This is a genomic window from Actibacterium atlanticum (genome assembly GCF_000671395.1).
Taxonomy (GTDB): Bacteria; Pseudomonadota; Alphaproteobacteria; order Rhodobacterales; family Rhodobacteraceae; genus Actibacterium_D; species Actibacterium_D atlanticum.
In genome coordinates this window covers 21,983-34,796 of the sequence record NZ_AQQY01000013.1, presented here as the reverse complement: position 1 = coordinate 34,796, position 12,814 = coordinate 21,983, and the positions used below count along the sequence as shown (strand labels likewise).

At 60.6% G+C, this 12,814-nt stretch carries 14 protein-coding genes; 10 read left to right on the top strand and 4 right to left on the bottom strand.

All coding sequences use genetic code 11. The annotated features are described in order from the left end of the window. The first annotated feature begins 126 nt into the window (after positions 1-126). The 8 genes from ATO10_RS14795 (at position 127) to ptsP (ending at position 7,986) form a co-directional block, all read left to right on the top strand. Positions 127-414 (top strand): SCP2 sterol-binding domain-containing protein, encoded by a 288-nt coding sequence (locus tag ATO10_RS14795; protein WP_035253071.1) that lies wholly within the window; start codon positions 127-129, stop codon positions 412-414. 9 nt (positions 415-423) lie between these two features. Then, entirely contained in the window at positions 424-1,362 is a 939-nt protein-coding gene (locus ATO10_RS14790; RefSeq protein WP_035253068.1) for an alpha/beta hydrolase, read from the top strand. Between the two features lie 99 nt (positions 1,363-1,461). Next, a complete protein-coding gene (locus ATO10_RS14785; RefSeq protein ID WP_051598177.1) occupies positions 1,462-2,646 on the top strand; it encodes a 3-deoxy-D-manno-octulosonic acid transferase in 1,185 nt (394 codons plus the stop codon). A 119-nt stretch (positions 2,647-2,765) separates the two neighbouring features. Continuing rightward, positions 2,766-3,242 carry an NUDIX hydrolase gene (locus ATO10_RS14780; protein ID WP_035253062.1) on the top strand — a complete coding sequence of 159 codons (477 nt, stop codon included), beginning with the start codon at positions 2,766-2,768 and terminating at the stop codon, positions 3,240-3,242. Positions 3,243-3,306: 64 nt separating this feature from the next. Further along, positions 3,307-3,744, top strand: coding sequence for a DUF1178 family protein (locus tag ATO10_RS14775; protein ID WP_035253060.1), 438 nt, complete (start codon positions 3,307-3,309; stop codon positions 3,742-3,744). Continuing rightward, on the top strand, positions 3,744-4,409 hold the full coding sequence (locus ATO10_RS14770) for an SDR family NAD(P)-dependent oxidoreductase (protein WP_035253057.1): 666 nt from the start codon (positions 3,744-3,746) through the stop codon (positions 4,407-4,409). Before ATO10_RS14775 ends, ATO10_RS14770 begins: the two co-directional genes overlap by 1 nt. Positions 4,410-4,481: 72 nt before the next feature. After that, entirely contained in the window at positions 4,482-5,720 is a 1,239-nt protein-coding gene (locus tag ATO10_RS14765; RefSeq protein WP_035253055.1) for an aspartate kinase, read from the top strand. Positions 5,721-5,733: 13 nt separating this feature from the next. Beyond that, positions 5,734-7,986, top strand: coding sequence for a phosphoenolpyruvate--protein phosphotransferase (ptsP, locus tag ATO10_RS14760; RefSeq protein WP_035253053.1), 2,253 nt, complete (start codon positions 5,734-5,736; stop codon positions 7,984-7,986). Here ptsP and ATO10_RS14755 read toward each other — a convergent pair. Continuing rightward, the gene (locus tag ATO10_RS14755; RefSeq protein ID WP_035253051.1) at positions 7,983-8,750 is read right to left on the bottom strand and encodes an EcsC family protein; all 768 of its coding nucleotides are present in this window, start codon (positions 8,748-8,750) and stop codon (positions 7,983-7,985) included. The genes ptsP and ATO10_RS14755 overlap by 4 nt on opposite strands. 38 nt (positions 8,751-8,788) lie before the next feature. Beyond that, positions 8,789-9,280 (bottom strand): GNAT family N-acetyltransferase, encoded by a 492-nt coding sequence (locus tag ATO10_RS14750; protein WP_035253047.1) that lies wholly within the window; start codon positions 9,278-9,280, stop codon positions 8,789-8,791. An 80-nt stretch (positions 9,281-9,360) separates the two neighbouring features. Here ATO10_RS14750 and ATO10_RS14745 point away from each other — a divergent pair, with 80 nt between their 5' ends. Then, on the top strand, positions 9,361-9,972 hold the full coding sequence (locus tag ATO10_RS14745; RefSeq protein ID WP_035253044.1) for a flavin reductase family protein: 612 nt from the start codon (positions 9,361-9,363) through the stop codon (positions 9,970-9,972). A gap of 178 nt (positions 9,973-10,150) precedes the next feature. Here the strand turns inward: ATO10_RS14745 and ATO10_RS14740 are convergent, their stop codons facing one another. Continuing rightward, positions 10,151-11,740: a SulP family inorganic anion transporter gene (locus ATO10_RS14740; RefSeq protein WP_238323518.1), complete on the bottom strand. Its 1,590-nt coding sequence runs from the start codon at positions 11,738-11,740 to the stop codon at positions 10,151-10,153. A gap of 255 nt (positions 11,741-11,995) precedes the next feature. On the opposite strand from ATO10_RS14740, the gene ATO10_RS14735 reads away from it, so the two are divergent. Beyond that, positions 11,996-12,568 (top strand): invasion associated locus B family protein, encoded by a 573-nt coding sequence (locus ATO10_RS14735; protein WP_035253038.1) that lies wholly within the window; start codon positions 11,996-11,998, stop codon positions 12,566-12,568. Between the two features lie 18 nt (positions 12,569-12,586). Here the strand turns inward: ATO10_RS14735 and ATO10_RS16555 are convergent, their stop codons facing one another. Beyond that, a complete protein-coding gene (locus tag ATO10_RS16555; RefSeq protein WP_202898671.1) occupies positions 12,587-12,760 on the bottom strand; it encodes a hypothetical protein in 174 nt (57 codons plus the stop codon). Positions 12,761-12,814 lie beyond the last annotated feature (54 nt).

Below are 12,814 nucleotides of genomic sequence, written 5' to 3'. Positions count from 1 at the left end.
ATGCTCATCGGCACAAATGCCGCAACGACACGATTGAGAAACTTCTGTTGCCTACCCATAACAGGAGTAACAGTAACGCATGGGCGGCGAAAACCAAGGTGCCGCGCAGAAATTCGGAGAATTGTGATGAGCGACATGATCACTGCAGCGGTTGAGGCACTGACCGAAAAGGTAACCGGCACGTTTGATGGGGTCGCCAAGTTCGTGATTGAAGACGAAGGTGCGATCATGCTGGATGAATCGGGCGTGCGCGCGGGCGACGAAGAGGCCGAGGTCACGCTGACCGCCGCCGCAGACGTGTTCGAAGGCATGCTGTCGGGCGAGACCAATCCGACAATGGCCTTTATGTCGGGGCAGCTGAAAGTTGACGGTGACATGGGTCTGGCGATGAAACTGGCCGGCGTACTGTCGTAATCTGAACCCTTGGAAAACGCTCCTTTTTCTAGCGACATCGCCGATGGGCCGGAAGATGCACGCAGTTTTTGGCTGACCGCCCGAGACGGGGTGCGCATTCGCATCTCTCTGTGGGGACAAGCCAAGAAGGGCACGGTATTGCTGCTTCCCGGTCGTACCGAGTTTGTAGAGAAATATGGCCGCGTGGCGCGGATTCTAGCGGCACGGGGATATGCCACGCTGGCGATTGACTGGCGCGGACAGGGTTTGGCTGATCGGCTGCTGGATGACCCCAACAAAGGCCATGTAACGCAGTTCACCGACTACCAGATGGACCTGGACGCCGTGATTGCGGCCCTTCCCAAGCTGGGGCTTGATGCTGACAAATTATACCTGATCGCCCATTCCATGGGCGGCTGCATCGGTTTGCGCGCTGTGATGGAGGGCCTGAAAGTGCGGGCGGCCGTGTTCTCGGCGCCAATGTGGGGTCTGCCTGTTGCAAAACCTCTGCGCCTGTTGGCCCACACCCTAAGCCATACCGGGCTGGGGCGGCTCTATGTGCCGGGCAATGAAGGGGCGACAAGCTATGCCGCAACCACCCCCTTCGAAGGCAACACCCTGACCTCGGATGCCGAGGCGCTGGCCTTTATGCAGGCCCAGACGACGGCCCACCCAGAGCTGGCCTTGGGCGCGCCGACACTGCAATGGGCCACCGAGGCTTTTGCCGAAATGGCGGCGCTGGAAAAGATGCCCTCGCCCGACCTCCCCGCCATCGGTTTTACCGGCGCGGATGAAGAGATCGTGACCAACAGCGCCGTGAAACACCGCATGGCACGCTGGAGCAAAGGCCAATACAAAGATTTCCCCGGTGCGCGCCACGAAATCATGATGGAGCGGGCCGATGTCCAGAATTCGTTCTTCGAAAGGACGTTTGATCTGTTCGAACACGCCCCTGCACGCAGCGGCTGACTTGCCAGCCGCTGCGCGTCGGCGTAGGTCTGAGACCACCCCTAACAACAGACCGTCCTGCCCCTCGTGTTTCTGTATCGCCTCTTGTTGACCATATGCATGCCAGTGCTGGCATGGCGGCTGTGGCGTGAAGGCCCGGCCCAGCGCGCGCAACGGTTCGGTCAAACCGAAAACGCGGCACCTGTTTGGGTACACGGCGCCTCTAACGGAGAGCTGACCGCCGCCAAACCCTTGATTGATGCGCTTCTGGACAGCGATCCCAAGCTGCGCCTGTTAATCACCTGCAACACCGTAACCGCCTGCGCGATGGTTCAAAGCTGGGCCTTGGAACGTGCGCAGGTGCAGTTGGCACCACTGGACTTGCGCTGGGTGCTGAAACGCTTCCTGCGCGCCGTCAACCCGCGCCTGCTGATCGTCATAGAGAACGAGCTGTGGCCCAATCGCATGGCGATGATGCAGGCGCGCGGCGGGGCCGTCGCGGTTGTATCGGCCCGGATGTCGGAAAAAAGCGCAACCAACTGGGCGCGCCTGCCCGGATTGGCATCGCAGGTCATGGGGTTGATTGATATGTTCTGCGCGCAGGATGCGGCTTCGCAGGCGCGGTTCGCTGCGCTGGGGGTCGACAAATCTGCCATCGGGCCGATCGTGAACCTGAAATCGCGCACCGCACCGGGAGCTTTCGACAAGGCGCTGTTTGACGCCTATGCCCAGATTTTGCCCCGCGACAGCACAGTTTTGGCGGCCTCGACCCATCCGGGCGAAGAAGCCATCGTTCTGGACGCGTTCAAGACCGCGCTGGAATTCCGCCCAGATCTGCGCCTTATCCTTGCCCCGCGCCACCCCAAACGCTCGGACGCAGTGGCGCAGTTGATCCGCGAACGCGCGCTAAGCTTTACCCGACGTTCCCGGGCAGAGCCGCCGGGCAAGCAAGTGTTTTTGGCGGATACGCTTGGGGAAATGGCCCTGTGGTACGAACTTAGCAGCCTGTGTTTCGTCGGAGGATCGCTGGTGCCCAAGGGCGGGCATACCCCGTTTGAACCGATCGCCCATGGCTGTGTTGTCTTGCACGGGCCCTATCTGGAAAACTACGCCGAGCCCTATGCCGCACTGGACGCGGCCGGGGCCGTGACGCGCGTGGCCTCGGCCAAAGACTTGACCCAGTCTTTGCTCAGCCTCGACACCGGCGCGCGCCACCATATGGCAGCCCAGGCACGCGAAGTCGCCGGAGAGCTGCACGCCCCTGACCGGCTTAAACCCATCGCGGCGAAACTGCTCAAACTCTGATTGCGCCCAACGAACTTCGCGTCTTGTCATCTGGCTGTGCTTTGCATCGACGACCATTTCAGCCTATAGATACGCGCGGAGGACCTCTGGCAGCGAAACAGGGGCAAGGATTGAGTAGTATGAACATGCACCGGACGACGCAAATGCCCATGAAGGTGGCGCGCGGCCAAAAGCGCCACGCGCGCACGCAATTTGCGGCCCTGTGCTATCGTGTTGTCAAAGACAAACCTCAAATCCTGATGATCACCAGCCGCGACACCAGACGCTGGATCATCCCCAAGGGTTGGCCGATGGACGGCATGACCCCGGCACAGGCGGCTGCCGAAGAAGCCTGGGAAGAAGCGGGCGTCAAAGGCCGCATTCACCCCACCGTGCAGGGTATGTTTTCGTACGACAAAGTGCTCCCCGATGACGGGTCGGTGCCCTGTGTCGTTTCGGTCTTTGCCCTGCGGGTAAAAAGCCGCTCGCCAGATTTCCCGGAAAAGGGCGAACGTAAGGTCAAATGGATGTCGCGTAAAAAGGCCGCCGCCCGTGTACGCGAGCCAGAACTGGCCCAGATCATCAGAAAATTTGATCCGTCGCTGCTGCACTGGTAGGACAATTGGCCCATTGATGGCTTCTCGATTTATGCTTAGCTAGAGCGCAGACTAGGGTAAAAGCATGATCCGCTACGCATTGAAATGCACACAAGGCCACCAGTTTGAAAGCTGGTTCCAATCCGCTGAGGCGTTTGACAAGCTGCACGCCAGCGGCATGGTCGAATGTGCAATGTGCGGCGACACTGCGGTCACCAAAAGCCTGATGGCCCCCAACATCGGGGCAAAATCCAATACTCAGCCAGACACTGTTTCTGAAAACCCCCTGTCGACGCCAGCAAACCCGGCCGAAAAAGCCATAGCCGACCTGAAAAAACATGTCGAAGAAAACTCTGACTATGTCGGAGACAGTTTCGCCACCGAAGCGCGTGCCATGCATGACGGCGAAGCGCCTGAACGCGCGATCCATGGCGAAGCCAAGCTGGACGACGCCAAAAAGCTGATTGAAGACGGGGTGCCCATCGCCCCCCTGCCCTTTGCCCCCAATCGAAAGACAAACTGATGCATGTCCTTATAACAGGCGCTAACCGTGGGATCGGATTACAGCTGGCCCGCGACCTTGCGGCGCGTGGCGACACGGTACTGGCCACAGCACGCGGCACAGATCACCCCGACATCGACGGCGTGACGTGGCTGAACCTTGAGGTCACCAAGCCAACATCTCATGACGCTTTGGCACGGGCACTGGATGGGGCCGGGCTTGATTTGGTCGTGTGCAACGCAGGTGTCTATCTGGACAAAGATCACGAACTGGCCGAAGGCTACGCCGCCGATCTGTGGGCTGACACTTTCGCCGTGAATGTCACCGGCGTGTTTCTGACAGCGCAGAACCTGCTGCCCAACCTGCAGGCGGCCAAGGCCGGCAAAATCGCAATCATAGGGTCGAACATGGGCGCGACCAGTCGTGCGCCCGGCGGCTCGTATATCTATCGCGCCTCCAAGGCCGCCGTTTTGAACCTTGGCCGCAACCTTGCCACAGACCTGCGCGGCCTGAACATCCCGGTCGGCGTTTACCATCCCGGTTGGGTGCGCACCGACATGGGATCGGACGCAGCCGAGATTTCGGTGCAGGAAGCCGCCGCAGGGCTGATCGCCCGGTTTGACGCGTTGAACATGCAAAACACCGGCTGTTTTGAAAGCTGGGACGGCGAAACCTATGCCTATTAAGGCCCCTGCCCTTGCTCTTGCCCCCCGCTTGACCTAGAGCATCCCGGACAAAATGAAGTGCAGGGGCAAGCCATGCCTATTCTGGTGATGAAATTCGGCGGCACCTCGGTTGCCGATCTGGAGCGGATCAAAAACGCCGCCCAGAAAGTGAAACGCGAAGTGGAACGGGGCTATGACGTGATCGTCATTGTCTCGGCCATGTCGGGCAAAACCAACGAGTTGGTCGGCTGGGTCGAGGAAACCTCGCACCTGTACGACGCGCGCGAGTATGACGCCGTGGTCAGTTCGGGTGAAAACGTCACCGCCGGTCTGATGTCGCTGACCCTGCAAAACATGGATGTGCCCGCGCGCAGCTGGCAGGGTTGGCAAGTGCCGCTGAAAACCTCCAGCGCCCATTCCGCCGCCCGCATCGAGGAAATCCCGCGCGACAATATCGACGCCAAATTCGCCGAGGGCATGAAAGTGGCCGTCGTTGCCGGGTTCCAGGGCATTACGGACGAAGGCCGGATTGCAACATTGGGCCGGGGTGGGTCCGATACCACCGCCGTGGCCTTTGCCGCCGCCTTTGATGCGGAACGCTGCGATATCTATACGGACGTGGACGGGGTCTATACCACGGATCCGCGGATTTCGACCAAAGCCAAGAAACTCGATAAGATCGCGTTTGAGGAAATGCTGGAACTGGCCTCTCTGGGGGCCAAGGTTCTGCAAACCCGCTCGGTTGAGCTGGCCATGCGGTTCAACGTCCGCCTGCGCGTACTGTCGAGCTTTGAAGAAACTGACGAAAATTCCGGCACGCTGGTCTGCGCCGAGGAGGAAATCATGGAAAGCAATGTAGTTTCAGGTGTCGCCTATCAGCGCGACGAAGCAAAAATGACCCTGGTTTCGGTCGCTGACCGCCCCGGCATCGCCGCCGCCATCTTTGGCCCGCTGGCTGAAGCGGGGGTGAATGTCGACATGATCGTGCAAAACATTTCCGAAGACGGTCGCACCGACATGACCTTCTCGTGCCCCACCAATCAGGTGGCCCGCGCCGAACAGGCCATGACCAAAGCCAAGGAAGACGGCGAGATCAACTTCCACGGTCTGGTCGCCGATACCGAGGTCGCAAAAATCTCGGTTGTGGGGATCGGCATGCGCAGCCACGCCGGTGTTGCCGCCAAAATGTTCCAAGCACTCTCCTCTGAGGGGATCAACATCAAGGTCATTACAACCTCTGAGATTAAAGTTTCCGTGCTGATCGAGCGGAAATATATGGAACTTGCGGTGCAAGCCCTTCATGATGCGTTCGAACTCGAAAACGCAGGCTGATTGAAAGGGCCAAATGCCCGACCATCTTGAAAGCGAAAGCCGGAAGCTTCTTCGTCGGCTGCGCGATACCCTTGCCGAAAAAGGCGAAGGGCAGGAACGGCTTGACCGCATCACCCACCTGATTGCGGATTCGATGGGCACGCAGGTGTGCTCGATCTATCTGTTTCGCGATGAAGACACGCTGGAACTGTGCGCCACCGAAGGCCTGAACGCCGAGGCCGTGCACAAAACCCGTATGCGCGTGGGCGAAGGCCTTGTGGGGCGGGTCGCCTTGTCGGCCCAGGCCGTCAACACCGGCAATGCCCCATCGGAAAAAGGCTTCCGCTATATGCCCGAAACCGGCGAGGAAATTTATTCCTCGTTTCTGGGCGTGCCGATTCAGCGGCTGGGCGAACGGTTGGGCGTGCTTGTGGTACAGTCCAAAGACGCCCGCGAGTTTTCCGAAGATGAGGTGTACGCGCTGGAAGTCGTGGCCATGGTGCTGGCCGAAATGACAGAGCTGGGCGCCTTTGTCGGCGACGAGGCCGCCATGTCGGCCCTGCACCAGCGCTCGGTTCTGTTGCGCGGCGGATCCGCCCAAGAGGGCACCGCCTCGGGCCGGGTCTGGCTGCACGAGCCGCGCGTCGTCATCACCAACCCCGTCGCCGACGACCCGCAGCAAGAACGCGAGCGGTTGGAAGCCGCGATTGACGACCTCCGGGTATCTGTCGATGACATGCTGTCCACCGCATCCACTGGTGACAGCGAACAGGTTCAGGTGCTGGAAGCCTACCGGATGTTCGCCAATTCACGCGGCTGGAAGCGCCGGATGCTGGAAGACATCGACCGCGGGTTGTCCGCCGAAGCGGCGGTTGAAAAAGAACAGTCTCTGGCCCGGGCCCGGCTGCAAACTGTGCCAGATGCCTATCTGCGCGAGCGTCTGCAGGATTTGGATGATCTGTCCAACCGCCTGCTGCGCATTCTGACAGGTCAGGGTCATGAAACCGGGGCCGAAATGCCCAAGAACCCGATCCTTGTGGCGCGCAATATCGGCCCGGGGGAATTGCTGTCATATGGCCGAAAGCTGAAGGGCATCGTGCTTGAGGAAGGCTCAGTCGGCAGCCACGCGGCCATCGTCGCGCGCGCCTGGGCGATCCCGCTGGTCATCCATGCAGAGCGCATCACGACCGAAGCCCTGAACGGGGATCACATCCTTGTCGATGGTGATCAGGGCATCGTGCATTTGCGCCCCGAAGATACGGTTGCCGCCGCCTTTCGCGACAAGATGGCGATGCAGGCCAAAGCGCAGGAACGCTATGCCTCGATCCGCGACAAAGAGGCCACAACCCGCGACGGCACCACCATTGCGCTGCATATGAACGCAGGGCTGATGGCCGATCTGCCGTCGCTGGACAGTTCAGGTGCCAAAGGCGTGGGGCTGTTTCGCACGGAACTGCAGTTTCTTGTCCGCAACAAAGTCCCCCGACGCGACGAGCTGGCCGCGCTTTATGCCAAGGTGCTGGATGCCTCGGCTGGCAAACGCGTGGCATTTCGAACTCTGGATATCGGGTCGGACAAGGTACTGCCCTATATGAAGCCGCAAGACGAGCCGAACCCGGCGCTCGGCTGGCGGGCAATCCGCGTCGGCCTGGACAAACCGGGCGTGATGCGCATGCAGTTGCAGGCGCTGATCCGTGCCGCTGCCGGACGCGATCTGACGGTCATGTTCCCCTTTGTGGCCCAGATGGAAGAGTTCATCGAGGCCCGCACCAACCTGCTGGATATGTGCGATCACGAACAACGCATGGGCCGCCCGGTGCCGGAAACCCTTGAGGTTGGCGCGATGCTGGAAACGCCCAGTCTGGCCTTCGCCCCCAAACAGTTCTTTCAGATGGTCGATTTCATCTCGATTGGCGGCAACGATCTGAAACAGTTCTTCTTTGCTGCGGATCGTGAAAACGAGCGCGTGCGCCGCCGCTATGACACGTTGAATGTCAGCTTTTTGACCTTCCTGCGCCAGATCGTTGATCGCTGCAACGAATGCGGCACAGCCGTTTCTTTTTGTGGCGAAGATGCAGGCCGCACGGTGGAAGCGGTCTGTTTTGCGGCGATGGGTCTGCGGACCCTGTCCATGCGCCCCGCCTCGATCGGGCCGGTCAAACATATGCTGCGCCACACCGATCTTGCCGAGGCCCGCGCCGTCATCGACAAAGCCTGCGAAGAGGGCGCCCAATCTGTGCGCCCGGCCGTCATGGAATGGATGCGTAGTAACGGCTGGGCGGTTTAACGCTTGATCCCAACCGGCGCCATGCGGCTGCGCAGGGCGTCGGTCAGCAGTGCCTCGGGCTGACCGGTATCGCGGGCCAACGCCTTTAGCCCGAAAGAAACATGGGCAATTTCCTGATAGTAGCGCGTAAAGGCAAGGTTGGCAGCGGCCCCCGCCGCGGCGCCAATCACGGGCACGGTCTGTGCGGCCAGTTTCTTGCCCAAAGCCGCCGCCAGTTTCGGCGCGATGCGGGTCAGCAAGGTTTGCGTTGCCGGACCGGTCAGCGTAACGCGCACGGCCAGAAACCCCATATCAGCCCCATCATCTTCGGCCAGCGGGCCTGCTGCCGCGAAGACCTGCAAACAGGCAGCGCGAATGTCCGGGTCGTCGGTGTCAAACCCGTGCTGGGCGGCAATGGACTGAATCGCGCGCAGCAAGGTCGTGGTGGTCACCGGGAGTTCCGCCAAGGCCGTGGGCAAGCCGCCCATGCCTCCTGCCGCGCCCATGGCGGTTGTGGCCAGCGCATGGGCCCAATCCGGGCCGTCTGGCACCGCGCCGGCGCGCGAGCCTGCGGCGGCATCGGTCGCGATCTGCAAGGCGCGCAGGGTGGCCTCTTCGAGCCGACCTTTGGCGCTATCTGGCAGGCGTTCCAGCAGGTTCTCGGCCTGCCCGCCCAGCATCACCAGCAATTGCAAACCGGGGTTGCCCGCACGACGATAACGGCGGGCAAGGTCATCCAGCTGCCGCTCGAGCTGCGGCGCGACGATCACATCTGTTGTGTCCATGGGATAAACATGGGGAAGCGCGTCAGGGCGTGCAAGGGTCAGGCAGGTTTGATCCGCGTTACACGGCCCTGCACCCCATTCCACGCGTCTTGGCTTAGGGCCACGCCCAATACCCGATCCGGGTTGGTGGGGGGGGGCATTTCTACCCCGTTCAGGCGGACAAAGCCAAACCGTCCGTAATAGGGAGCATCCCCGACAAGGATCACCCGCTCCCAGCCCAGAGCCCCGGCACGTTGCAACCCGTCTTGGATCAACAGCGCCCCCAATCCTTCGCCCTGATGGGTCGGGTGTACCGCGATGGGGCCCAGCAACAGCGCGGTGTCGTTTGCCACCTGCACCGGCCAAAACCGGATCGCACCCGCCAGAATGCCGTCGCCATCCCGGGCGCACAGGCACAGTGGTGCAACGGGGTCGACCCCATCGCGCAAACGATAAGACGACAGCGCCTCGCGACCCGGTGCAAAGCACAGGTCATAGAGCGCCTCTACCTCCCACCAGTCGTCTGGCGTTTCTGCCGTCAGTTCAAACACGCGTGTGCCTCAGAAATACAGTTTGGCAACGGCCCTAACACGCGGGTAGGTGTTGGGCAAACCCTGCAGGAGCGCGCATCATGTTTTATCAACCTCAAGACGGCCACGGCCTGCCGCACAATCCGTTTTCCGCCATCGTCTCGCCCCGCCCTATCGGCTGGATTTCGACCCGTGGCGCGGACGGGCGCGACAACCTTGCGCCCTATTCCTTCTTCAACGCGGTAGCCTATAGCCCGCCGCAGGTGATGTTCAGTTCCACCAGCACCAAACCGGATCGCGGCGACACCAAGGATAGCGCGGGAAATATCCGCGATACCGGAGTTTTCTGTGTGAACATCGTGTCTTACGCGCTGCGTGACGCAATGAATGCCTCGTCTGCGATGGTCGCGCGCGAGCAGGACGAGTTTGATCTGGCGGGGCTGGAAAAAGCCGAATGCGAAACCATCAACTGCCCGCGTGTCGCCGCTGCGCCCGCCGCTTTGGAGTGCAAGCTGACGCAGGTCATCCCTCTTGAGGGCGACAACAATTTCATGATGCTGGGCGAGGTCACCGGCATCCACATCGCAGACGGCTGTCTGGAGGACGGGCGCTTTGACGTGCTAAAATACAACCCGATGGCGCGGCTAGGCTATCGCGATTACGCCGTGGTGCGTGATCTGATCAGCCTGAACCGACCCGGCCAGAAACCCTGATTTTGGGCGATACACATCCCATGCACATCCGATGCACATTCCATGCATACGCGATGCGCGGATCAAACGGTACCGTTTACCCCAGTCAAAGGCGTCGCGACCGGCCCGGAACAGCAAGGTCAGGCGCGCACCGGATCGCAAACGATCCGGTGGCCTGCATCCAGATCTGAACTGACGCTTAGTGCCCGCCGCCAAAGAGGCCGGTTTTGACCTCGTAATGCGCGGCCAGCTGATAGTCCGGGTCATCGTCGCTTTCGTCGATGATCAGCCCGGTCTGGGTCAGCAGCTTGGTACAGTCAGGCGACAGGTGGCGCAGGTGCAGCTCTTTGCCGGCCTCGTGGTATTTCGCCGCCACGCCCTCAATCGCGTTCAGCGCCGATTGGTCCGCGACCCGGCTTTCGGCGAAATCAACGATGACCTGATCGGGGTCACCCGCCGGATCAAACAGCTGCGAGAAGCCTTCGGCAGAACCAAAGAACAGCGGGCCGTTGATCTCGTAGACCTTGGCGCCATCGTCATTGATGGTTTGACGCGCCGAGATGCGCGAGGCATTGACCCAGGCGTATTGCAGCGCCGAGACGATCACGCCAACTACAACGGCGGTGGCCAGATCGTAATAGACGGTGACGACAGTCACGAGGATGGTGACAAAGGTGGCGAATTTAGTGGACACCCGCATGATGCGGAAACTGTTCCACGCAAACGTCCCAATCACCACCATGAACATCACACCGACCAGCGCAGCCAGCGGGATTTGTTCGATCAGCGGCGAGGCAAACAGGATGAAGCTGAGCAGGAACAGCGCCGCGACGATGCCCGAAATCCGGGTACGGGCCCCCGACTTCACGTTGATCATCGACTGACCGATCATCGCACAGCCGCCCATGCCGCCAAAGAAGCCGGTCACGGTGTTGGCCACGCCCTGCGCCACACATTCCTGACTGGCGCCGCCGACGCGGTTGGTCATCTGACCCACCAGGTTCAGGGTCAGCAGGCTTTCAATCAAGCCAATCGCGGCAAGGATCACCGCATAGGGGGTGATGATTTGCAGGGTTTCCAGCGTCAGCGGCACAGCCGGAATGTGGAACGGCGGCAAGGAACCTTCGATCGAGGCCATATCGCCCACACGCGGCACATCAATGCCAAAGCCGATCACGATCAGCGCCACGATGACGATGCCCGCCAGCGGCGCGGGCACCACATTGGTAACCTTGGGCAAGAGCCAGACGATCGCCATGGTCAGCGCCACCAGCGCCAGCATGATGATCAGCGGCATGCCCGAGAGCCATTCACCACCCGACATGCCGTGGCCCGAGGCCTCGGCCGTGCCCGGCACCTGAAACTGCGAGAGCTGCGCCAAGAAGATCACGATCGCCAGACCGTTCACAAAACCCAGCATCACCGCATGAGGAACCAGACGGATAAACCGGCCCAGTTTGAAGATACCCGCCAGAATTTGCAGGATGCCCATCATGACAACGGTCGCAAACAGGTATTCAACCCCATGTTCGGCGACCAACGCCACCATCACCACCGCCAGCGCGCCCGTCGCGCCCGAGATCATGCCCGGTCGTCCGCCGATCAACGCTGTGATCAGGCCCACGATGAAAGCCGCATAGAGGCCCACCAGAGGATGCACCCCGGCAACAAAGGCAAAGGCCACGGCCTCGGGCACCAGCGCAAGCGCCACGGTCAGGCCTGACAGGACCTCGGTTTTCAGCACCGATGGCGTCAGTTTGGTCGCGGGTGACCAGTTGCTGTTAGACATAAGCGAGCGCGCAAAAGAGCGATAAGCGTTCATGGGCAAGGGCATCGTCCAGCGTTTGGGTGGGTTTTGTTTCGGCGGGAGCGCTATCACGCCTGCGCGCTGATAGATAGCCCATAGGCCGGTTTTTCTGCGTCCGCAGCACAAAGAGCGCCTGCTCACGGGGGAATATCGGCTTCGTGACCGCGACACAGACCTTCGTGATTAGACAGGCGCCGACCGGCAAAGCACAGTGCCGCCAAATCTTGGGAGGTCTTCATGTTTATTCGCGCCTTTGTTTCGCTCCTTTTCACCGCCCTGTTGGCCGCCCCTGCCGTGGCGCAGGATCTGCAGGGCAATGACACGGCGGGCAACTGGAAAGTCCGTCACTATGAAACCTTCGGCATCTGGAATTCCATCTGCGACGAGCGCGAAGAAGGCGGTTCATTGGTGCAACGCTGTTACCTGCGCTATGTCGATGTGTTTTCGCCCGCACCGAATTTTGCGGCGCAGTTTCTGTTTGTAACACCCCAAGGGGAGGGCGCGCAGATTGAATTCGGGCTGGAGCCGGGCACGCTGTTTTCCCCCAATGGATTTCGCATTGATCAAAACGGTGAAACCACGTGGCGCACCCGCCGTCCCGGCTGCCTGACCGGCCTGTCTTGCGACTTTGAGGGCGACCGCGCCGCGGATCTGCTGCAGGCGATGGCGGCAGGCGGGGAGATGCGGTTTGTCTTTGTCGACCGGCACGGCAAAGCGCAGGATCTGAGCTGGCCTCTGGACGGGTTTGACGTTGCGCTGGCGGATTTCCACGCCCAGTCCAAAGCCCGCGACCTTATGACCGCTTCGTGATCTGCGGAGGAAACCGGTTTATTCGCTGGGATTTTCCTTAAGAAACCGGCGGATAAACCCCCGGATTTCGCGCGCCGCACTGGTATCAAGCTCTTTACAACGCTCAACAAATTCGTCGCGTTGCTCTTTATCCAGCCGCAGCACCAGCTGGCTGTTTTTCTTAGAGCTTTTTTTACCGGATTTCTTGTTCACTGGGCACGATCCCGAGGGGCTTGAAAAATTGATATGCAATGTATATACATAACA

Excerpts from the sequence above, each read along its gene's own strand:
- ATO10_RS14795 (WP_035253071.1), top strand. The coding sequence starts at position 127 with ATGAGCGACATGATCACTGCAGCGGTTGAGGCACTGACCGAAAAGGTA.
- ATO10_RS14785 (WP_051598177.1), top strand. The coding sequence starts at position 1,462 with ATGCCAGTGCTGGCATGGCGGCTGTGGCGTGAAGGCCCGGCCCAGCGC.
- ATO10_RS14780 (WP_035253062.1), top strand. The coding sequence starts at position 2,766 with ATGAACATGCACCGGACGACGCAAATGCCCATGAAGGTGGCGCGCGGC.
- ATO10_RS14775 (WP_035253060.1), top strand. The coding sequence starts at position 3,307 with ATGATCCGCTACGCATTGAAATGCACACAAGGCCACCAGTTTGAAAGC.
- ATO10_RS14770 (WP_035253057.1), top strand. The coding sequence starts at position 3,744 with ATGCATGTCCTTATAACAGGCGCTAACCGTGGGATCGGATTACAGCTG.
- ATO10_RS14765 (WP_035253055.1), top strand. The coding sequence starts at position 4,482 with ATGCCTATTCTGGTGATGAAATTCGGCGGCACCTCGGTTGCCGATCTG.
- ptsP (WP_035253053.1), top strand. The coding sequence starts at position 5,734 with ATGCCCGACCATCTTGAAAGCGAAAGCCGGAAGCTTCTTCGTCGGCTG.
- ATO10_RS14755 (WP_035253051.1), bottom strand. The coding sequence starts at position 8,750 with ATGGACACAACAGATGTGATCGTCGCGCCGCAGCTCGAGCGGCAGCTG.
- ATO10_RS14745 (WP_035253044.1), top strand. The coding sequence starts at position 9,361 with ATGTTTTATCAACCTCAAGACGGCCACGGCCTGCCGCACAATCCGTTT.
- ATO10_RS14740 (WP_238323518.1), bottom strand. The coding sequence starts at position 11,740 with ATGTCTAACAGCAACTGGTCACCCGCGACCAAACTGACGCCATCGGTG.
- ATO10_RS14735 (WP_035253038.1), top strand. The coding sequence starts at position 11,996 with ATGTTTATTCGCGCCTTTGTTTCGCTCCTTTTCACCGCCCTGTTGGCC.